This is a genomic window from Catellatospora paridis, from assembly GCF_009720365.1.
Lineage (GTDB): Bacteria > Actinomycetota > Actinomycetes > Mycobacteriales > Micromonosporaceae > Catellatospora > Catellatospora paridis.
In genome coordinates this window covers 495,226-515,606 of sequence record NZ_ML769313.1, presented here as the reverse complement: position 1 = coordinate 515,606, position 20,381 = coordinate 495,226, and the positions used below count along the sequence as shown (strand labels likewise).

The window sequence follows — 20,381 nt, the reverse complement described above, 5'->3', positions numbered from 1 at the left end:
CCCCGCGGCGCGTTTCGGCCGCCGGCGGCGCGAACATGTCGACGGGGATGGGGTGAGGTCGGGTGGCACTCGGCCCGGAGGAGGAGAGTCGGCTCGCGGAGCTGGCCGAGCGCACCCGCGCGGAGGACCCGCACTTCGCGCTCGGGCTCGGCGCCGGCGAACCGCGTCCGCCCGCCGAATACCGCAAGCGGCGCCGGTCCGGTCTGCGGATCGCGCTGAGCCTCACCGGGTTCGCGCTGGCCGTGTTCCTGTTCGCGACGGGCGCACCGGGCGGCGGCTTCCTCGCCGCACTGGGCGCGGTGCTGGCACTGGCGGCGGTCGGCGACGGCTTCGCCGACCCGAGCGACTGACGCGCCGGCTAGCCTGCCGCGCGATACGCCCGGCCGGCCGCGGTCGGGCTGTCCCCGTCGCGGTAGAGCGCGGTGCCCTGGTGGCCCTCGGTCGGCCAGGGCAGCGCGAACCACGCGTAACGCTCCACGTAGGACAGGCCCTGCATCATCTTCGTCGAGCCGGTGACGAACGCCGACTGCTGCGCGTCGCTCGGGTACACCGCCCCGTTCGCCCCCCACTTGATCAGTGCGTACTCGGTGACCCAGATCGGCATCCGGTAACGCTGGTACACGGCCTGCAGGTAGTTCCTCAGGTGCCCGACCGCGGCCGCGGAGAAGTCCGCGCCGTACCAGTGCACGGTGATGAAATCGACCCGGTAGCCGCGCGCCTTGGCCCCGCTGAGGAACCGGTCCAGCCAGCCGCCCGCCTTGTCCGCGCCGACCGCGACGGCCGGGCTGCCCATCCGCAGGCCGGTCGCCTGCAGCCGCGGCCACAGGTCCAGGGCGCGCTCGACGGTCATGTTGGCCTGGCTGGCGAAGTCGGGCTCGTTGAAGCCCAGCAGCACCTTGCCCGACTTCTTCGCCCGCGCCAGCTCGGCGTCGGTCACCGACTTCTCGCCCCAGATCATCGGCACGAACGCGGCGCTGGTGCCCGCGTCCTTGCTCGGGCCCGCGGACCAGTTGTAGTACCAGCTCGCCCGCACGTCGGTCAGCGCCGCCTTCAGCCCGACGGAGTCCCATACGCTGACGCCCTTCTTGGCCGACGTCTTAGCCGGGCCGCCGGGCTGAGCCTGCGGACTCGGTGACGTCTTCGTGCTCGGCGACGCCGACGGCCGCGGTGTGGCGGACGCGCTCGCCGACGGCCCCGCCGACGCGGCACCGGACACCGCCGGATCCGCCGCGCCCTGGGTCACCGCCGCAGGCTCCCCCGGCTCGGCCGCCGCGCTCGGCTGTTCTCCGCTCCACAGCCGGACCGCCGCGAAGGAGCCTCCGATCAGGACCGCCACCACCAGCGCCACCGCCAGCCACAGCTTCCTGTGGTCGCGCCGCACGTGCCTGCCCGGTTGCCGCTGCGAGGTCTCGTCCACGAGGCGACACCCTAGCCGCCGCGGATGAACGCGGCACGCCAGGGCACCGACCGTTCTCACGGAACGGCAGGTGCCCTGGCACACCGCCCCTACGGTGTCCTAGGTAGCTGGGTCGATGTCGTTCGCCGATCGCGCCGGGACCGGCTGCCGATCGGCAAGCGCCCGGACCGGCGTTCGGTGCGGCCGCCGGGTCAGGCCGTGACGCGGGCCGCCCAGTCGATGCGGTGGTCGAACTGCCAGGCCATCTTCTCCGGCTTGGCCAGCAGCTTCATCGCCGTGGGCAGCAGCGCGTCGCGCAGCACCCGGGCCAGTGGGCCCGCGGCCTTGTCGCTGTTGGTACGTGCCGCCGCCGCGATGATGCGCTCGACCCGCTCCCGGCGCAACCGCTCGTACGCCGCGAACGCCTGCTCGGCGGGCAGGTCGCGCAGGCAGCGGGCGAGCTGCACCGCGCTCTCCGCGGCCAGCGAGGCGCCCTGGCCCGACGACGGCGACGTGGCATGCGCGGCGTCGCCGACCAGCACCATCCGGCCGCGGCGCCAGTGCGGCACGCGCGGGATGTCCTCCATGCCGCCGATCGCGACGAACTCGGACTCCTCGGACGCGCGCAGGATGTCGAGCACCGGCATCCGGTCGTCGGTGAACGCCTCGGTGAGCTGCCGCATCCACTCCCGCGGGCTGGTCCGGTTGGCCTGCGCCCAGGACATCGGCTGCGGGTGCGGCAGGTTGGCGAACCAGCCGCAGCGCCCGTCGTCGAACACCTGGTATCCGAAGAACGCGCGCTTGCCGAACATCATGTACATCGCGTCGCCCGTGCTCGGCAGGCCGGTGCCGGTCGACCAGCCGCCGAAGCCGAGCAGGCCGGTGTAGCGGGGCTGGGGCGCGGACGGGTCGATGACCGTACGCACCGTGGAGCGGATGCCGTCCGCGCCGATCAGGACGTCCGCCTCGGCGGCGGTGCCGTCCGCGAAGTGGGCGCGCACGCCCGAGGGCGCGGTCGGCGAGCCCAGGTGATCTGCGGAGACCAGGCGCTTGCCGTGCTCGACGGCGATGCCGCGGCGGGCGGCTTCGCCGTACAGCGCCCGGTAGAGGTCGGGCCGCATCACGAACCGCTGCGGTTCCATGCCGCTCGGCCCGCCGAACTCGGCCAGCCGCTTGCCGGTCCAGCTGTGGATCACGATGCTGGACATGGGCAGGCCGATCGCGCGTACCACCTCGTCCGCGCCGATCACCTTCAGCGCGGCCAGGCCGTTGGGCGCGATGCTCAGTCCTCCGCCGACGTTCTCGGCCGTGCTGCCGTACGCCTCGTACAGGCGCGCTTCGATGCCCGCCTGCTGCAGGGCCATCGCGGCCACCGGGCCGGCGATGCCGCCGCCCACGACCAGTGCCGTCTTCACCTTCGTCATGACTGTCTGCTCCCCAGGGGTAGCCGGCCGGTCGGTCGACCGGCTCGGGTTCGGATCGGTGCACACCGAACGGGCAGGGGAGCCCGGCTATCCTTTGGTTGCCACCTCTCGTGGCCGGGCCCCTGCGGTGCGGTGCGAGGGTTGAGGTCTCCGGTGGCGTGTTGGCGCACGCCGCCGGGGACCGCTCTTCAGGGTTGCTGCGGGTGCAGCCCCCTCTCCATCAGCTCGGCCAGCTCCGGCGGGACGACCCCGGTCTCGCTGAAGACCTGCCAGTCCGCCAGGCCCGGGAACGTTCCCGAGGTCAGCTCGCCGAGCAGGCCGCGCACGAAGCCGACCTCGGCGTCGGCGACGGCGAGCTCGTACTCCTCCTCGACGAGGAACAGCCGCGGCACTTCGCGGGCCGCCTCGGCCAGGGCCGCGCGGCGGGCGGCGAGCCCCTTCTCCAGCGCGGTGAGCCGCTGCGCGAGCAGGTCGGCCGACTCGGCGGGCGACAGCACCGCCATGACCGACAGCGCGGCCGTGAACCGCGACTGCTCCTGCTCCGGCGTGGCCAGCAGCTCGCGCACCCAGTCGGTCAGCTCGACTCGGCCCGCCTCGGTGATGCCGTAGACGGTCCGCTCCGGGCGGCCGCCCTGGCGCGTGCTCTCGGTGGCCTCGATCAGGCCGTGCTTCTCCAGGTTCTGCACGACCGTGTAGAGCGAACCCCACTTGATCTTCATGTTCTGGTCCTTGCCGTGCTCACGCAGGACCGAGGCCATCTGGTACGGGTGCATGGGCCGCTGGACGAGCGCGGACAGCACGGCCAGCGCCATCAGATTGCCGACCTTGCGCCGCTTCGCCACGCCCGCCGCCACCCTTCGTCTTGATTACTCGTCCCCGAGTATACGCATCCGAGCAAGGGCCGCGCCACCTGTCGCCGACCCGCTAACCTGCCGCGTATGCGACTGCTGATCCTCGGCGGCACCCGCTTCCTCGGCCGGGCGCTCGCCGCCGACGCCGTCGGCCGCGGCTGGCAGGTCACCGCGTTCCACCGCGGCGTATCGGGTGCCCCGCCGGCCGGGGCCGCCTCCGTGCGCGGCGACCGCACCCAGGTCGCCGATCTCGCCCCGCTCACCCACCGGACCTGGGACGCGGTCGTGGACACCTGGGACGGTGCGCCACACGTCGCCGCTCTCGCCGCGACCGCCCTGGAACCGGCCTGCAGCCGCTACGTCCACGTGTCGAGCCGCTCCGTCTACCGCGACCTGTCGACCTGGGGCCTCACGGAGCAGTCGCCGCTGACGGGCACCGACGGCTCAACCCTGGGCGCGGTCAAGGCGGCCGCCGAGCAGGCGGTGCGCGACACGTTCGGCGACCGGGCGCTGGTCGCCCGGCCCGGCCTGATCCTCGGTCCGCACGAGCAGCCCGAACGCCTCGTCTGGTGGCTGCGCAGGCTGGCCCGCGGCGGTGACGTGCCGGTCCCCGGACCACCCGACCTGCCACTGCAGTACATCGACGTGCGGGATCTCGCCGGTTGGCTGCTCGACGCCGCGCACGCCGGGCTCGGCGGGACCTACAACGTGGTCAGCCGACCCGGCCACACCACGATGGGGGCGCTGCTGGCGGCGTGCGCCGACGCGACCGGTTGCCGGGCCCGGCTGCGCTGGGTCCCGCCCGCCGCGGTCCTTGCGGCCGGTGTGCAGCCCTGGTCCGAGCTGCCGATCTGGGTGCCGGCGGACAGCGCTGTACGCGGTCTGCACGAAACCGACGCCGAGCGCGCGCACGCGGCCGGTCTGGGCTGCCGTCCGATCGCGCAGACCGTCGCCGCCACCTGGGCCTGGCTGGCCTCGACTCCGGGCCCGGTGCCGGCCGACGGCCTCGGCCCGGAACGGGAGGCGGCGATCCTGCGCGGCCTCGACGAACGCTGACGCGGCGCACCGCGCGACAGCTCAGGCGAGCGCGGCGGCCCAGACTGCCGTGTGCCGGTCCAGGTAGGCGGCGGTGTCGCGCCAGTACGGGCCGTCCTCGGTGAAGATTCGCGCCCAGGGCTGCCGGTTCTCCCGGAATCCGGTCTCCAGCAGGTCGTACATGGCCCGCGCCCGGCGGCCGAGCAGCGCGGCCAGTTCCGGACCCTGCGCGGGGTCGAGACCGTAGCCGTCGGTGTAGGCGCGCAGCCGGGCGGCCGACTCCGCCGGCTCTCGGCGCGGGCTCATCCCCGCCATGCTCTGCGCCGCGTACGCCAGGTCCCACAGCCGGGAACTCGGCGCCGCGCCGTCCCAGTCGATCAGCACCCAGCCGTGGTCGGCGCGCACCAGGTTCCAGGGCGCGACGTCGTTGTGGCAGACCAGTTCGGTACGGTCGGGCGGGATCGGCGTCTCCCACCGGGTCCCGGCATCGGGGACGAAGGCCGCCGCGGCGTCGTGCAGCGCGCGTTGCATCCGGCCGATCTCGGCCAGCTCCGAGACCGAATAGGTCCCGGTCGCGTCGCCGATCTCACCGGACACGTACTCCAGCACCTGGCGGCCCTGCTCATCACGGCCGAGCGCCCGGGGCGCGCCGGTGAACCCCGCTCGCTCCAGGTGCAGCAGGAACGCATCCACGCCCGCCGTCCACGGCCCGGCAGGCCGCCGCACCGTCTGCCCCACCCGCACCACACCGGCGGTCACATTCCCGACCAGCGCCTCTTCGTCCTCCAGCACACCGTGATCCTCTGCAGCGCGTCCGGCGATCGCAAGCGCATTCCCGACCGGCCGGAGCGCCCGCACGCCGCCACGATCACTCGACTTGCCAGGCAGGTGGGCGAATGCGCGCCCAAGATACGCCCGATTGCCCGGCAAGTCGGACGATCTTGACGGGGTGGGCGGCCTGGACCGGGCGAGGCGATCTTGACGGGGCGGCGGGGCGGGCAGCGGGCGGGTCAGCGGCGGCGGGTGAGGCGGGCCAGGATGCGGCCGGGGGTCATCGGGACGACGGAGATCATGAGGCGGCCGGACGGGTCCTTGGCCGGGGTGATCGCGTACACCCGCAGGCCGCGACGCCAGATGAGAGGTCGCGGCAGGCGCAGGCCGGCGGCGCGCAGCGGCGCGGAGCCCTCCTGACCGCGCGCGTGCACGCTCACCCGCACCGAGCGGCGCTGCCCGCTGACGGCGCTGGCGTTGACCACGTCGGCGACGGCGAACTCGGCCTGCACCACGGTCGCCGGGCGGCTCTCGGTGACCTGGACCGGCGCGGTCAGGTCCTCGGCCTGGACCCGGATCTCGCCCTGCGCGGCCAGGTCCGGCAGCGGGCTGCGGGCCGAGATGGCCAGCACCGTCGCGCCGTCGGCCCGGCGTCGCCACACCGCCTGGGTGGCGTCGAGCTTCGCGGCCCAGCCGGCCGCCTGCGCGGTGATCTCGAAGACCTCGTCCGGGATCGACGAGCCCGGGGTGCGGAATCCTGGGTAGGCGGCATACCAGCGGTCGTCCTCGACGACGATCGGGGCGACACCGTGCTGCACGTCCTGGCGGATGACGGCGAGCAGGTCGTCGACGTCGCCGGCCTGCACGACGGCGATGCGCAGCCGGGTCTCGACCTCCAGCTCCGCGCCGGTCTCGGCGGTCAGGTGCCGGTCGGCGAGCTCGCGTACGCAGGCGTGCACCGCCTCCTGCACGGAGCGGTCGACGTTGATCAGGTCGTCGCGCAGCACGACGGCGACCTCGAGCGCGAACAGCCGGGACAGCACGGCGTCGCGGTCCTTGCCGGGCGGCATCAGCCCGACGGTGAACTCCATCAGGCGGCGCATGCAGTAGAGCCGGTCGGCGGCGTTGCTCAGGTGGGTGACGTTCTGGGCGTTGAGCCGGCGCACCGCGTAGTAGCAGTCGTAGTCGGCGACGACCGAGATGCGCGCGGCCCGGTGGCAGGCCTCCAGCGTGAACGGGAAGTCGCTGCCGATCGGCATGTCCTCGGGGTAGCGGATGTCGTGCCGCTCGATCAGGTCGCGGGAGAACAGCTTGATGTTGGCCAGCGACCAGGGCAGCCCGGAACCGGCGAAGCTGATATCGGCCTCGTTGCGGGCGAAGACCTGCTGGTAGATGAAGCGGCTGTTGACGCCGACGGTCTTGCCGAGCACGACCTCGGCGCCGTGGTGGTCGGCGGCGTCGACCATGCGTTCCAGCGCCTCGGGGCCCAGGTAGTCGTCGGCGCCGACGAAGAAGACGAACCGGCCGGTGGCCAGCCGCAGGCCGTGGTTGCAGGGGCTGGCCGGGCCGCCCGAGTTGGGCTGGCGGACCACCTTGACGCTGCCGGGGTAACGGTCGGCGAAGCGTGCCAGCTCCGCGGCGCTGCCGTCGGTCGAGCCGTCGTCCACCGCGATGATCTCCATGCGGTTCAGCCCGAGGGTCTGCCCCACCAGCGAGTCCATGCAGCGCCGCAGATAGGGCATCGTGTTGTAGACCGGGACGATGACACTGACGTCGACAGGGGTCACGTATTCGCTCCAGCGCTCGGCAGGGGTGCCGGGGTCGGCGTGGAGACACCCGGGTGCGGCTTGCTGGCGACTACGGTAACAATAAGCCGGCAGTACGCGTAGATCAGGAGCGGACGCGCGCCGGCAGTCCCGTAGGCTGCGGTCCGCCCGGCACCGGCATCACCCAGAGAGGCGGACCATGGGAGTCGAACGTCGCGGCCGTGGTCGTGTGGTCATGATCGTCGACACCGGGGTCCACGGCGACTCGCGGGTGCAGAAGCAGGCGATCTCCGCGGCCGAGGCCGGCTGGGACGTGACGCTGATCGGCCGCTCCCCGACGAACGAGCCGCAGCAGTGGCAGCTCGGCGGCGCGCAGGTGCGGCTGGTCGTGGTCGGCGGCGGCTCGGGGTCCGGGGGCGCGGGCGGTGGCGGGGGCGCCAAGGCGGCGCTGCGGCGCGTGCGGACGGCCATGCCCGGCGCGGTGAAGCAAGCCCGCCGCCCGGTCGACGCCGCCCTGGTCTGGTACTGGCAGCGCAAGCTCGGCGACAAGTCCTGGCGTCGCCTGGAGCCGCAGCTGTGGAGCTTCGAGGTCGCGTTCGGCAAGGTCATCGACGAGCTCGACCCCGACCTCGTGCACGCCAACGACTTCCGGATGCTGGGGGTGGGCGCCCGCGCGGTGCAGCGCGGCCGGGCGCGGGGACGCGACGTCAAGCTGGTCTGGGACGCCCACGAGTACCTGCCAGGTGTGATCCCGTATCGCGACCACGCCCGCTGGCTGCCCGCGCACCTGGCCTACGAGCGCGAGTACGCCCCGGTCGCCGATGCGGTGATCACGGTGTCCGACGAGATCGCGGCCCGGCTGCAGCGCGACCACAGGCTGCCGGTGACCCCGGCGGTGGTGCTCAACGCGCCCGAGGTCAGCCACGATCCCGGCCAGGCCGACGGCCCGACGCTGCGCGAGCTGTGCGGCATCGGGCCGGACGTGCCGTTGATGGTCTACAGCGGGGCGGCGTCGCCGCAGCGCGGCCTGGGCCTGGTCATCGAAGGGCTGCCCCAGCTGCCGGGCCTGCACCTCGCGATGATCATCAACCAGCCGGACGGGCCCTACGCGACGACGCTGAAGGAGCGGGCCGCCGAGCTGGGCGTCGCCGACCGGATCCACCTGATGGGCTACGTCCAGCACGACCGGGTCGTGCCGCTGCTGGCCACGGCCGACCTCGGCGTGATGCCGATCCGCCACCACCTCAACCACGAGATGTCGCTGGCGACCAAGTTCTTCGAGTATTCGCACGCCCGCCTGCCGATCGTGGGCAGCGACGTGCGCACCCTCGCCGCGACGGTGCGCAGCACCGGGCAGGGCGAGGTGTTCCGCGCCGACGACGTGGCCGACTTCGTCCGGGCGGCCAAGGCCGTGCTCGCCGACCCGGAGCGCTACCGGGCCGTCTACGACAAGCCCGGCCTGCTCGACGGCTGGACCTGGCAGCACCAGGCCGACGTGCTGGAGCGGGTCTACTCCTCGCTGCTGCCCGGCCACTGACCGACCGCGACCACGCGACACGGGCGGCGCTCCCTCGGGACGCCGCCCGCGTCGCGTGTCAGTCGCCGTCGCCGTACCAGCGGCGGGCCGTGCCGTGCCAGAGGTCTTCCCGTTCGGGCTCGGTGCACTCGGCGAAGACCTGCTCGTAGGCGTCGTACAGGTGGGTGAAGCCGCCGCGCAGGCGCTCGATGGGCAGGTCCGAGCCGAGCATGCACCGGCCCGGGCCGAACGCGTCCAGGGCCGCCAGCAGCCAGGGGCGTACGCGGTCGGCGGTCCAGTCGCCGAACACGGTGCCGAGCGCGTCGACGCGGGTGGCGGTGTTCGGCGCGGCGGCCACCTCGGCCAGCCGCGCCGCGTGCGCGCGTGAACCGGCGACGGTGAGGTCGGCAGGCCAGCCGAAATGGTCCAGCACCACGCGGATCCGCGGCAGCTCGCGGGCCAGCCGCGCCACCTCGCCGAGCTGGTCGGCGGCGGCCTCGACGGTGAGCGTGAGGTCGTGCTCGGCCAGCAGCCGCAGGTGGGCCAGGGCGTCCCCGGCCAGCGCCGTGCCGCCGCCCAGCCCGCTGACGAGCCGGATGCGCACCCCTGCGGCGGCGGGCAGCTCGGCGAAGGAGCGCAGGAACGCGGGCCAGCCCGCCGAGGCGGGGTCGCCCAGGGTCACCAGCAGCACGTCCAGGTCGGCGGCGTCGGCCTGGCGCTGGACCCAGGCCGCGGCGTGCAGCGGGTCGGCGCTGCCCGCATCAGACCAGACCACGCCGTTCACCGGGTGCGCGGCGGTCTCGGCGCGGTAGTCGGCCAGCGTGTAGACCTCGGGCAGGCAGTCGTAGTCGCCGAGCAGGTCCCGCACCGCGGTGCGGTCGGCGAGCCAGCCCACCGGGTCGTCGCGCTGATCCCACAGATGCACGTTGCAATCCATGATCGGCCTCACCGGCCGACGGTATCGGCCGGATCGCCGCGGACCCGGCGGACACGCGGGGTTACTCCAGGATCTCGACGTGGCACGTGCAAATTTTGCGCCACGCGTTGACAGCATCAGCGTCATGGGTGCAAATTTGTGACTGCCTCGAAACATCGGTGCAATCCATGCGCCGCAACGGCTCTGCCGCACCCTGCTCCGCCGCACCGCTCCCCTCCGGGGCCGCTCACCCGCGCCAGGGGTTTCCCACGTCCGTCCCCGACGAGGAGACCGTCCATGCCCCTCGCGTCATCGTCCCTGCATCCACCCCTGTCCAGGCTGCTGCGCCTGCTGGCCGTAGTCGTGCTGGCCGCGGCCGCGGGCCTGCTCGCCGTGCCGCAGCGCGCCGACGCGGCCCCGTTCTCGGTGCTGGTGTTCTCCAAGACCGCCGGGTTCCGCCACGACTCGATCCCGACCGGCGTCACCGCCATCCGCAACCTCGGCACCGCCAACGGGTTCACCGTCGACGCGACCGAGGACGCCACCGCGTTCAACGACACCAACCTGGCCAAGTACGCCGCGGTGGTGTTCCTGTCGACCACCGGCGACGTGCTCGACGCCACCCAGCAGGCCGCCTTCGAGCGCTACATCCGCGCGGGCGGCGGCTTCGCGGGCGTGCACGCCGCCTCCGACACCGAATACGGCTGGTCCTGGTACGGCAGCCTGGTCGGCGCGTACTTCTCCAGCCACCCGGCCGAGCAGACCGCCACGGTGAAGGTCGAGGACCCGGCGCACCCGTCCACGGCGGGCCTGCCGCCGCTGTGGTCGCGGTTCGACGAGTGGTACTCGTTCCAGACGAATCCTCGGACGAATGCGCACGTGCTGGCGAGCCTCGACGAGCGCAGCTACGCCCCGGGCAGCTCCGCGATGGGCGCGGACCACCCGGTCGCCTGGTGCAAGCCGTACGACGGCGGCCGGTCCTGGTACACCGCGCTCGGGCACACCGCGGCGGCGTACAGCGACACGAACTTCCTCAACCACCTGCTCGGCGGCATCCGCACGGCCGCGGGCCAGGTCGCGGGCGACTGCACCGCCACCAGCTCGGCGAGCTTCCAGAAGGTCGCCCTGGACAGCAACACCAGCAACCCGATGGAACTGGACGTGGCCGCCGACGGCCGGGTCTTCTACATCGAGCGCGACGGCCGGGTGCAGATCATCAAGCCGAGCACGGGCACCACGGTGACCGCGCTGACCCTGCCGGTGTTCACCGGCAACGAGGACGGCCTGCTCGGCATGCGCCTGGACCCCGGGTTCGCGAGCAACGGCTTCATCTACCTGTACTACTCCCCCACCACCGGCTCGGCCCGCAACCAGCTGTCGCGGTTCACCGTCTCCGGGGACACGATCAGCACGGCCACCGAGAAGGTGCTGGTCCAGGTCGCTACGCAGCGCAACACCTGCTGCCACGCGGGCGGGTCGATGACCTTCGACGCGGCGGGCAACCTCTACCTGGCGACCGGCGACAACACCAACCCGTTCGAGTCCAACGGCTTCGCGCCGCTGGACGAGCGGGCGGGCCGGTCGGACTTCGACTCGCAGAAGAGTTCCGGCAACACCAACGACCTGCGCGGCAAGGTGCTGCGGATCAGGCCGCAGGCCGACGGGACGTACACCGTCCCGAGCGGCAACCTGTTCGCGCCGGGCACCGCGCTGACCCGGCCCGAGATCTACGCGATGGGCTTCCGCAACCCGTTCCGCATCGGCACCGACCCGGCGACCAACACGCTGTACGTCGCCGACTACGGCCCCGACGCGGGCGCGACCGACCCCAACCGCGGCCCCGAGGGCACCGTGGAGTGGAACATCATCGGGCAGGCGGGCAACTACGGCTGGCCGTACTGCATCGGGGCGAACTACGCCTACAACGACTACGCGTTCCCGTCCGGGCCGTCGGCGGCGAAGTACAACTGCGCGGCTCCGGTGAACAACTCGCCGAACAACACCGGCCTGACGAACCTGCCGGCCGCGCAGCCCGCCACGGTCGACTACGACTACGGCGGCAACCCGCTGTTCCCGGAGATCGGGGGCGGTGGCGCGCCGATGGGCGGGCCGGTCTACCGGTACAACGCGGCGTCGACGTCGGACCGTAAGTGGCCGCAGTACTTCGACGGCAAGGCGATCTTCGGGGAGTGGAACCAGAACAAGCTGTACACGATGCAGGTCACCCCGAACGGCAGGTCGCTGGTCGACATCAACCAGCTGTTCGGCTCGATGAGCTTCCTGCGGCCGATGGACCTGGAGTTCGGGCCCGACGGCGCGATGTACCTGATCGAGTGGGGCACCGGCTTCGGCGGCAACAACGCCGACTCGGGCGTATACCGGATCGACTACATCGCCGGGGACCAGAACCCGATCGCGGTCGCCTCGGGCAACCCGACGTCGGGCGGGGTGCCGCTGACCGTGCAGTTCTCCAGCGCGGGATCGCGTGACCCGGCCGGGCAGCCGATCACGTACGCGTGGACGTTCGGTGACGGCGGCACCTCGACCGCGGCCAACCCGTCGCACACGTACGCGACGGCCGGCAACTTCAACGCCCAGCTCACCGTGCGCGACCCCGGTGGGCGTACCGCCGTGGCCAACGTGCCGATCGCCGTGGGCAACACCGCGCCGACGGTGACGCTGACCGCCCCGGCCGACGGCGGCTTCTTCGCCTGGGGCGACCAGGTGCGCTTCACGGTGACCGTGACCGACCCCGAGGACGGCACGATCAACTGCTCTCGGGTCAACGTGCAGTACTACCTGGGTCACGACGCGCACGCGCACCCACTGCAGGGATACACCGGGTGCACCGGGGTGATCCAGACGTCGATGGGCACCGGCCACGGCGACGACGCGGACATCTTCGCCGTGATCGAGGCCAGCTACACCGACCTGGGCGGGGGCGGCGCCGCGCCGCAGACCGGCCGGGCCACCGTCAAGCTGCAGCCCAAGCACAAGCAGGCCGAGTTCTTCAACAGCACCGGCCGCGCGCCGGGCGCGATCGGCGGCGGCGACCCGGGTGTGCAGCGGGAGACGACCACGGACACCGCGGGCGGCTTCCAGAACATCGGCTTCATCGAGGACGGCGACTACTGGTCGTACACCCCGGTGAACCTGCGCAACATCACCTCGGCACGCTTCCGGGTGGCCTCGCCCGGCAGCGGCGGCCGGATCGAGGTCCGCACCGGCGCGCCGAACGGCCCGCTGGTCGGCACCGCCACCTTCGGCGGCACCGGCGGCTGGCAGACCTTCGCCGATGTCACCGCGACCCTGTCCGCGAGCACCACCACCGGCCCGCTCTACCTGGTCGCGAAGAATCCGGTCGGCGACACCGGCCAGGGTTCGATCTTCAACGTGAACTGGGTCGACTTCATCGGCCAGGGGGTGGCCGACGGGTCGCAGCTGCAGATCACGCCCGGCAGCCTGGCCTTCGGCTCGGCGAACGTCGGCACGACCACGGCGGCGCAGACCGTCACGGTCAGCAACCCGGGCACGGCGGCGGCGAGCATCAGCGCGATCACCGTCTCCGGCCAGTACACGCAGACGAACACGTGCGGCAGTTCGCTGGCCGCCGGGGCGTCCTGCACGGTGAGCGTGCGCTTCGCGCCCACCTCGGCCGGGGCGCAGAACGGCACGCTGTCGGTGGCCAACTCGACCACCGCGTCACCGCTGACGGTCTCCCTGACCGGCACCGGGGTCAGCAGCACCACCAACCTCGCCATCGGGGCGGCGATGTCGGCCAGCACCAGCAACGGCGGCTTCCCCGCCTCGGCCGCCAACGACGACAACACCGGCAGCTACTGGGAGTCCAACAACAACGCGTTCCCGCAGTGGCTGCAGGCCGACCTGGGCAGCGCCAAGCAGGTCAGCTCGGTGACCCTGAAGCTGCCGCCGCCGGCGGCGTGGGGTGCCCGCACCCAGACGCTGTCGATCACCGGTAGCACCGACGGCACGAACTTCAGCACGCTGAAGGCGTCGGCGGGTTACCTGTTCGACCCGGCCACGGGCAACACGGCGACCGCCACGTTCACCGCGGCCTCGGTGCGCTACCTGCGGGTGACCATCACCGCGAACACCGGCTGGCCCGCCGGTCAGATCGCCGAGCTGCAGATCTTCGGCGGCGGCGGCCAGCCCGGCCCGGCCGTGCTGGCGGCGAACCCCACCTCGGTCGCCTTCGGCAACCAGAACGTGGGTACGACCAGCGGCGGCTCGCCGGTGACCATCACCAACACCGGCAGCACCGCGGCGGTCATCTCGGCGGTGTCCGCGTCGAGCCAGTTCGGCGCGAGCGGCTGCGTCGGCACCCTGGCCGCCGGGGCGACCTGCGCCATCACGATCACCTTCAGCCCGACCTCGGCCGGGGCGAAGACCGGCACGCTGACCGTGGCCAGCAACGCGTCCAACCCGTCGCTGACGGTCGGCCTGACCGGCACCGGCACCACGGTGCAGACCCCGGCCACGCTGGCGGCCAACCCGACGTCGATCGCGTTCCCGAACACGAACGTCGGCAGCACGGTCACCCGTACGACGCAGATCGGCAACACCGGCGGCACCACCGCCTCGATCTCGTCGGTGACGGTGTCCGGGACCGGGTTCAGCCTGTCGGCCAACGGCTGCGGGTCGGCGCTGGCACCCGGGGCGAGCTGCACGGTCACGGTCGCCTTCGCGCCCACCTCGGCGGGGGCGAAGACCGGCACACTGACCGTGGCCAGCAGCGCGTCCAACCCGTCGCTGTCGGTCGGACTGACCGGCACCGGCACCACGGCGACCAGCTCCAACCTGGCGCTGGGCAAGCCGGTGACCGCGAGTCACGTGCAGAACTACGTGCCCGGCAACGCGGTCGACGGCGACGCCAACTCGTACTGGGAGAGCCCCAACAACGCGTTCCCGCAGTCGATCACGGTGGATCTGGGCGGCAGCGCGTCGCTCAGCTCGATCGTGCTGAAGCTGCCGTCGGCGTGGGGTGCGCGCACCCAGACGCTGTCGGTGCTGGGCAGCACCAACGGGTCGACGTTCACCACGATCGTCGGCTCGGCGGCGTACCAGTTCAACCCGGCGGGCAACACGGTGACGATCACCCTGCCCGCGAACACGACGGCCCGCCACGTCCGGCTGACCTTCACCGCGAACACCGGTTGGCCCGCGGCTCAGCTGTCGGACTTCCAGGTCATCGGGCTGCTGAGCTAGCCCGTCGCCGTGGCGGGGGGGCCGGGGGCGCCGGGCGGGAGGCCCGGCGCCACCGGCACGGTCGGCCGTGTCCGGGAATGGTTTCCTTCCGCTCCCGGATGGTTCACGATGTGACGATGCGAATCTCCTGGCGTGTCGCGGTCGGCGGGGCGGCCGGTCTGGTCGGGGCCGTGACGTGGGCCGTCAGCTCGGCGGTGTACCAACCGATCATGGAACCGGCCGACCTGCGGCACGCCGGCGGCCCGGTGGTGCAGAGCACCGTGGAGAGCAACACCTACTGGCCGCGCGAGCTGCGCCACCTGGCCGTCCTGCTGGCGGTCGCCGGGATCGTCGTGCTCTGCCGCGCGGCCTCGCGCGCCGTCGCCACGGCGGTCGTCGCCGCAGGCGGCTGGCTCATCGCCGATGTGCTGCTCGACCGGTTCGACGTGCACGGCACCGCCACCGCGGTGGTGCTGGCAACGGCCGCCACCGCGTACGTCGCCGCCGCCGCGTTCTTCGCGGCCCGCCTGTCCCGTGCGGACACCGGCGGCCCGGCGGTCCGGCACGTGGTGGCCGGCACCCTGGCGCTGCTCGCCGTGACCTCACTGCTCGTGGTCACCCCTTGGCTCGAGCAGACCACACCGGCCCAGATCAGGGCCGAGATGACCGTGCTCAAGGTCGTGGTGTCGGTGCTGTTCGCCGTGCTCGCGGCCGTCACGGTCGGCCGACCCGCGGCCCACGGCGGTGCCACGATCGGTTTCGGGCTGGTCGCCGTCGTGGCTGGGGTGTTCGTCGCGGTCGGCGAGTACCAGTTCGTCTTTTCGTACGCCCTGCTCATCGCCGTCGCCGCGGCGCTGGTCGCGGTCGTGGCGCCGCGGGTCCGCAGCGTCGCCGGGCTGGTCGGCATGACCGTGCTCAGCGCCGTCTGCGCCGTCGCCGCGTTCGCTGTGATGATCATCGGCGGCATGGTCGTGGGCAGCGTGCTGACCAGCCTGGCCGGCAACCCTCCGATCAACAGCGCGGACACCGACATCTCGACGCCCCTGGTGGTGACGCTGCTCGGTGTCGCGATGTCGCTGCTCACGCTCGCCGTGACCGCGCTGCCCGCGGCGCTGCGCGCCGTCCAGGCCGGACCGCCGGGGAGCCCCGCCGCAGCCGGGTGACCTGCTGGATCCCGGTGCCCGGCACGGCCTTACCATCGATGCGAGTGCTGGTGACGGACTCCGCCGCGTCGTGCGGCTCCCGCAGCCCGCCACGCCTATACGCTCGGCAGATCGACACGGCGAGGAGACCAAGTGATCCGCTGGACGTACGCGTTCATCGACCGGCCCGCTGACGTGTTCACCGAGGCCGCGTCGTTCTGGTCCCGGGTGACCGGCACGCACCTGACCGCACGCCGGGGCGAGCACGGCGAGTTCGCGACGCTGCTGCCGATCGGGGCGGACGCGTGCGTGAAGCTCCAGGCCGTGCACGAGGGCGGCGGCGCGCACCTCGATCTGAGCGTCGACGACCCGGCGGCGCTGGCGGCCCGCGCGGTGGAGCTGGGCGCGACCCACGTCGCCGACCTGGGCTACCAGGTGCTGCGCTCGCCCGCAGGCCTGCTGTTCTGCGCGGTGCCGTGGCACGACGAGTTCCGCCGCCCGATGGCGCACACCACGCCGGACGGCGCGCTCAGCCGCCTCGACCAGGTCTGCATCGACGTCGGCCCGGCCGCATACGACGCCGAGGTCGCCTTCTGGGCCGAGCTGACCGGCTGGGAGTCCTCGTTCGGCTCGCGGCCGGAGTTCCACGTCGTCGCGCCGCCCGCCGAGCTGCCGGTGCGCATCCTGCTCCAGCGGCTCCAGCAGGAGCGGCCGACGTCGGCGCACCTGGACCTGGCCTGCTCGGATGTCGATGGCGTGCGCGCCTGGCACGTCAAGTGCGGGGCGACCCACGTGGCCGACGGCGCGCGCTGGGTCGTCATGAGCGACCCCGCCGGGGGCGTCTACTGCCTGACCGCGCGTGACCCGCAGACGGGCGGCCTGCCCGGAAAGTGATCACCCGGCTGCGCCGTGGCCCGCCGGTGCGGTATCTTTGGCGATTCGAGCACAAAAAAAGAACGACACGCTGAAAGCGTCCGTTCGGGCTTCAGTATAGACACGAAGGAGCCAGGTTTGTCAAGCGACGCCGCCGACGAGATTCACCGCGAGCAGGAATACGTCTCCGACCTGTACCGCCGCCTCGACGGCCTGCGCGAGCAGGCCGAGCGCAGATTGTCGCAGGCGCTGCTGCAGACGGGCGGCACCCAGCAGGAACGCTCGCAGCGCGAATCGACGGTCGCCCTCTACACCGACCAGCGGGCCTCGCTGGGCGCGGTCGAGAACGGCCTCTGCTTCGGCCGCCTCGACCTGATCGAGGAGGGCGCGCGCTACATCGGGCGCATCGGCATCTTCGACGAGGCCGCCGAGTACGAGCCGCTGCTGGTGGACTGGCGTGCCCCCGCGTCCCGGCCGTTCTACCTGGCCACGGCCGCCTCGCCGCAGGGCGTGCGGCGTCGCCGGCACATCCGCACCGCCGAGCGCACCGTCACCGCGCTCGACGACGAGGTGCTCGACCTGGCCGACGCCGCCGCGGCCGCGCCCCACCACGAGGGGCTGACCAGCGAGGCCGCGCTGTTCGCGGCGATGGACGCGGGCCGCACCGGCCGCATGCGCGACATCGTCGAGACCATCCAGGCCGAGCAGGACCACATCATCCGCGCCGACCTCGGCGGGATCATGGTGGTGCAGGGCGGCCCCGGCACCGGCAAGACCGCGGTCGCGCTGCACCGCGCGGCCTACCTGCTGTACACGTACCGCAAGGAGCTGTCGACCCGGGCGGTGCTCGTGGTCGGCCCGAACACGACGTTCCTGAAGTACATCTCCCAGGTGCTGCCGTCGCTGGCCGAGACCGGCGTGGTGCTGCGCACCGTGGGCGGGCTGTTCCCCGGCGTCACCGCCACCAGCGTCGAGCCCGACGAGACCGCCGAGGTCAAGGGCCGCGCCGTGATGGCCGAGGTGCTGGCCGCGGCGGTGCGTGACCGGCAGCAGGTGCCCGACGACACGGTGGAGGTCGAGTTCGACCAGGAGCCCCTGATCCTGGACCGGGCCGCCTGCGAAGCCGCCCGGGAGGTCGCGCGGCGCAGCGGCAAGCCGCACAACCTGGCCCGGCAGCTGTTCGACGTCGAGATGATCCACGCGCTGTCGATGCAGCTCGCCGACCGGATCGGCACCGACCCGTACGCCGACGACCCGCTCGGCGGCGGGGACGCCCCCGGCGACCCGCAGCTGCTCGACGAGGCCGACCTCGCCGAGCTGCGCCGGGAGCTGCAGGCCGACCCGAACGTGCAGACGGTGCTGGACTGGCTGTGGCCGGTGCTGACCCCGCAGCGGCTGCTGTCCGACCTGTACGCGAGCGAGGCACGCATCGCCACCGCCGCGACCATGCTCACCGATGCCGAGCGGGCCCTGCTACGCCGCAGCCGCGACGCCGGGTGGACCCCGGCCGACGCGCCGCTGCTCGACGAGGCCGCCGAGCTGCTGGGCGAGGACGACCGCGACGCCGAGGAGCTGGCCGAGCGCCGCCGGCGGCAGCGGCTGGCCTACGCCGAGGGCGCGCTGGAGATCCTGCACGGCTCCCGCTCCATCGACCTGGAGGACGAGCTCGACCCGGAGATCCTGACCGCGGCCGACGTGCTCGGCGCGATGGAACTCGGCGAGCGCCAGGAGGACGAGCGGCGGCTGACCGCGGCGGAGCGGGCCGCCGCCGACCGCCGCTGGGCGTTCGGGCACGTCATCGTGGACGAGGCGCAGGAGCTGTCGCCGATGGCCTGGCGGCTGCTGATGCGCCGCTGCCCGAGCCGCTCGATGACCATCGTCGGGGACGTCGCCCAGACCGGCGACCCGGCGGGCACCTCGTCCTGGGACGCGGTGCTGCATCCATACGTGGCCGACCGTTGGCGGCAGTCGCAACTCACCGTCAACTACCGCACGCCCGCCGAGATCATGGACCTGGCCGGCCAGGTGCTGAAGTCGATCGATCCGGCGTTGGAGCCGCCGCGTTCGGTGCGCCACACCGGCCAGGCTCCGCAGCTGACCGAGGTCGGTCCGGAGGACCTGGCGGCACGGCTGGCCGAGGAGGTGCGCCGCGAGGTCGCCGCGCTGGGCGACGGCACGCTCGGTGTGCTCGTGCCGGCCGGCAGGATCGACGAGCTGGGTGCGGTGGTCACCGCGGCGCTGCCGCAGGCGCGGGTCGGGGAGCTGACCGAGCTGACCGACCCGGTGGTGGTGCTGACCGTACGCCAGGCCAAGGGGCTGGAGTTCGACGCGGTCGTCATCGCCGACCCGGGCGCCATCGTGGCCGAGTCCCCGCGCGGGCACAGCGACCTGTACGTGGCGATCACCCGCCCCACCCAGCGGCTGACCGTGCTGCACCACGGCGACATGGACCTCTGAGGCGCGTCGCCGCGGGTCCGCCGTCCCGGCACGGCGAGCCGCGGTCGCGCCCGTCCAGGCCGGGTAGGAAGGGCGCCTGCTGCAACGCGGAGCGTTGTGCAGGCGCCCTTCCTACCGCCTGGTCCCGCTTGCAGGGTGCGGGTTAGTGAGATGGGTCGATGTGGACGGTCCGCGGACCGTAGACTGCGACGATGGGATCGCGCTGGGTAGCGCTCGCCGTCGTCGCCCTGCTCACGGTGGCGGGCTGTGGCGCGCCCGCGGGCCAGGCCCCCGAGCCGCGACCCGCACCGCAGGCCACGGTAGTCCGCCTGGAACTCGCCATGGACGCGACCGCGCCGCAGCGCACCGCGATCGAGTCCTGGCTGCGGACCCGGCCCGAAGTCGCCTCGTTCACGTTCGAGACCCGCGAACAGACACTGGCCAGGTTCCGGGAGGCCTACCGCGACTCGGCCGAGCTCGTCGGCTCGATCAGCGCGGCCGACCTGCCCGAGTCCTTCACGGCGACGCTCGCCGCGGGAGCCGACGTCGACGGTTTCGTGGCGGCGGCACAGCCCCTGGCAGGCCTCGACCACGTCGGCCGCGACGCCGACGAGCCGCCACCGGGCTGAGCGTCCCGATCCTGCAGCGGATACGGACGCGGCTCGAGGACCGGCCGCCGGGTGGCGGATATCGGGTGGCGGATATACAGCGTTGCCGCGTTCTGCGACGCTGCGGGTAAGCGCGGCGCAGGTCCGCGGCCATCGTGGAGGTCACCATGGCGGACTCGCCCTCTGTCCCGGCCAAAGTCGTAGGAGCGCTCGGCATCCTCGCGCAGCTCGTCCTGCTGCCCTTCTTCCTCTCCAGCGGCCTGGCCACGCCACTGTGGGGGCTGATCCTCCTGATGATGATCTGGACCGCGCTGCTGGTGGTCGCGATCCGGCTGTGGCGCACCCGGCCCTTCCTGGTGCCCCTGGTCCCGGTCGTGGCGGTGGCCGCCTGGTTCGCGGTGCTCAGTGCCGGCGGAGCCTGGCTCGGTTGGACCGCCTGACC

General features: G+C 72.8%; 15 protein-coding genes. 9 read left to right on the top strand and 6 right to left on the bottom strand.

Annotated elements, in window-relative coordinates:
- Window positions 1–62 precede the first annotated feature (62 nt).
- Window positions 63–350 carry a DUF3040 domain-containing protein gene (locus tag F9C41_RS07185; protein ID WP_155385856.1) on the top strand — a complete coding sequence of 96 codons (288 nt, stop codon included), beginning with the start codon at window positions 63–65 and terminating at the stop codon, window positions 348–350.
- A gap of 8 nt (window positions 351–358) precedes the next feature.
- Here F9C41_RS07185 and F9C41_RS07180 read toward each other — a convergent pair whose 3' ends face one another.
- The 3 genes from F9C41_RS07180 to F9C41_RS07170 all read right to left on the bottom strand — a co-directional run bounded on the left by F9C41_RS07180 (window position 359) and on the right by F9C41_RS07170 (window position 3,662).
- A complete protein-coding gene (locus tag F9C41_RS07180) occupies window positions 359–1,417 on the bottom strand; it encodes a glycosyl hydrolase (RefSeq protein ID WP_196279657.1) in 1,059 nt (352 codons plus the stop codon).
- A gap of 191 nt (window positions 1,418–1,608) precedes the next feature.
- Window positions 1,609–2,820 carry an FAD-dependent oxidoreductase gene (locus F9C41_RS07175; RefSeq protein WP_155385854.1) on the bottom strand — a complete coding sequence of 404 codons (1,212 nt, stop codon included), beginning with the start codon at window positions 2,818–2,820 and terminating at the stop codon, window positions 1,609–1,611.
- A gap of 188 nt (window positions 2,821–3,008) precedes the next feature.
- Window positions 3,009–3,662 carry a PadR family transcriptional regulator gene (locus F9C41_RS07170; protein ID WP_155385853.1) on the bottom strand — a complete coding sequence of 218 codons (654 nt, stop codon included), beginning with the start codon at window positions 3,660–3,662 and terminating at the stop codon, window positions 3,009–3,011.
- Window positions 3,663–3,758: 96 nt separating this feature from the next.
- On the opposite strand from F9C41_RS07170, the gene F9C41_RS07165 reads away from it, so the two are divergent.
- A complete protein-coding gene (locus tag F9C41_RS07165) occupies window positions 3,759–4,727 on the top strand; it encodes an NAD-dependent epimerase/dehydratase family protein (protein WP_155385852.1) in 969 nt (322 codons plus the stop codon).
- 21 nt (window positions 4,728–4,748) lie between these two features.
- Here F9C41_RS07165 and F9C41_RS07160 read toward each other — a convergent pair whose 3' ends face one another.
- Window positions 4,749–5,498, bottom strand: a complete 750-nt coding sequence (locus F9C41_RS07160) for a phosphotransferase (protein ID WP_155385851.1) — start codon at window positions 5,496–5,498, stop codon at window positions 4,749–4,751.
- Between the two features lie 218 nt (window positions 5,499–5,716).
- Window positions 5,717–7,264, bottom strand: a complete 1,548-nt coding sequence (locus F9C41_RS07155) for a glycosyltransferase family 2 protein (protein ID WP_155385850.1) — start codon at window positions 7,262–7,264, stop codon at window positions 5,717–5,719.
- A gap of 214 nt (window positions 7,265–7,478) precedes the next feature.
- On the opposite strand from F9C41_RS07155, the gene F9C41_RS07150 reads away from it, so the two are divergent.
- The gene (locus F9C41_RS07150) at window positions 7,479–8,780 is read left to right on the top strand and encodes a glycosyltransferase family 4 protein (RefSeq protein ID WP_230689385.1); all 1,302 of its coding nucleotides are present in this window, start codon (window positions 7,479–7,481) and stop codon (window positions 8,778–8,780) included.
- A gap of 58 nt (window positions 8,781–8,838) precedes the next feature.
- Here the strand turns inward: F9C41_RS07150 and F9C41_RS07145 are convergent, their stop codons facing one another.
- Window positions 8,839–9,684 carry an amidohydrolase family protein gene (locus F9C41_RS07145; RefSeq protein ID WP_230689384.1) on the bottom strand — a complete coding sequence of 282 codons (846 nt, stop codon included), beginning with the start codon at window positions 9,682–9,684 and terminating at the stop codon, window positions 8,839–8,841.
- Between the two features lie 288 nt (window positions 9,685–9,972).
- Between F9C41_RS07145 and F9C41_RS07140 the strand changes: the two genes are divergently transcribed.
- The 6 genes from F9C41_RS07140 (at window position 9,973) to F9C41_RS07115 (ending at window position 20,379) form a co-directional block, all read left to right on the top strand.
- Window positions 9,973–14,901 (top strand): ThuA domain-containing protein, encoded by a 4,929-nt coding sequence (locus F9C41_RS07140; RefSeq protein ID WP_155385848.1) that lies wholly within the window; start codon window positions 9,973–9,975, stop codon window positions 14,899–14,901.
- Between the two features lie 116 nt (window positions 14,902–15,017).
- On the top strand, window positions 15,018–16,043 hold the full coding sequence (locus tag F9C41_RS07135) for a hypothetical protein (RefSeq protein ID WP_155385847.1): 1,026 nt from the start codon (window positions 15,018–15,020) through the stop codon (window positions 16,041–16,043).
- A gap of 132 nt (window positions 16,044–16,175) precedes the next feature.
- Window positions 16,176–16,916: a VOC family protein gene (locus F9C41_RS07130; protein WP_155385846.1), complete on the top strand. Its 741-nt coding sequence runs from the start codon at window positions 16,176–16,178 to the stop codon at window positions 16,914–16,916.
- Between the two features lie 117 nt (window positions 16,917–17,033).
- Window positions 17,034–19,352 carry a HelD family protein gene (locus F9C41_RS07125; RefSeq protein ID WP_155385845.1) on the top strand — a complete coding sequence of 773 codons (2,319 nt, stop codon included), beginning with the start codon at window positions 17,034–17,036 and terminating at the stop codon, window positions 19,350–19,352.
- Between the two features lie 191 nt (window positions 19,353–19,543).
- A complete protein-coding gene (locus tag F9C41_RS07120; protein ID WP_155385844.1) occupies window positions 19,544–19,960 on the top strand; it encodes a permease-like cell division protein FtsX in 417 nt (138 codons plus the stop codon).
- A 146-nt stretch (window positions 19,961–20,106) separates the two neighbouring features.
- On the top strand, window positions 20,107–20,379 hold the full coding sequence (locus tag F9C41_RS07115; protein ID WP_155385843.1) for a hypothetical protein: 273 nt from the start codon (window positions 20,107–20,109) through the stop codon (window positions 20,377–20,379).
- The last annotated feature ends 2 nt before the right edge of the window (window positions 20,380–20,381 follow it).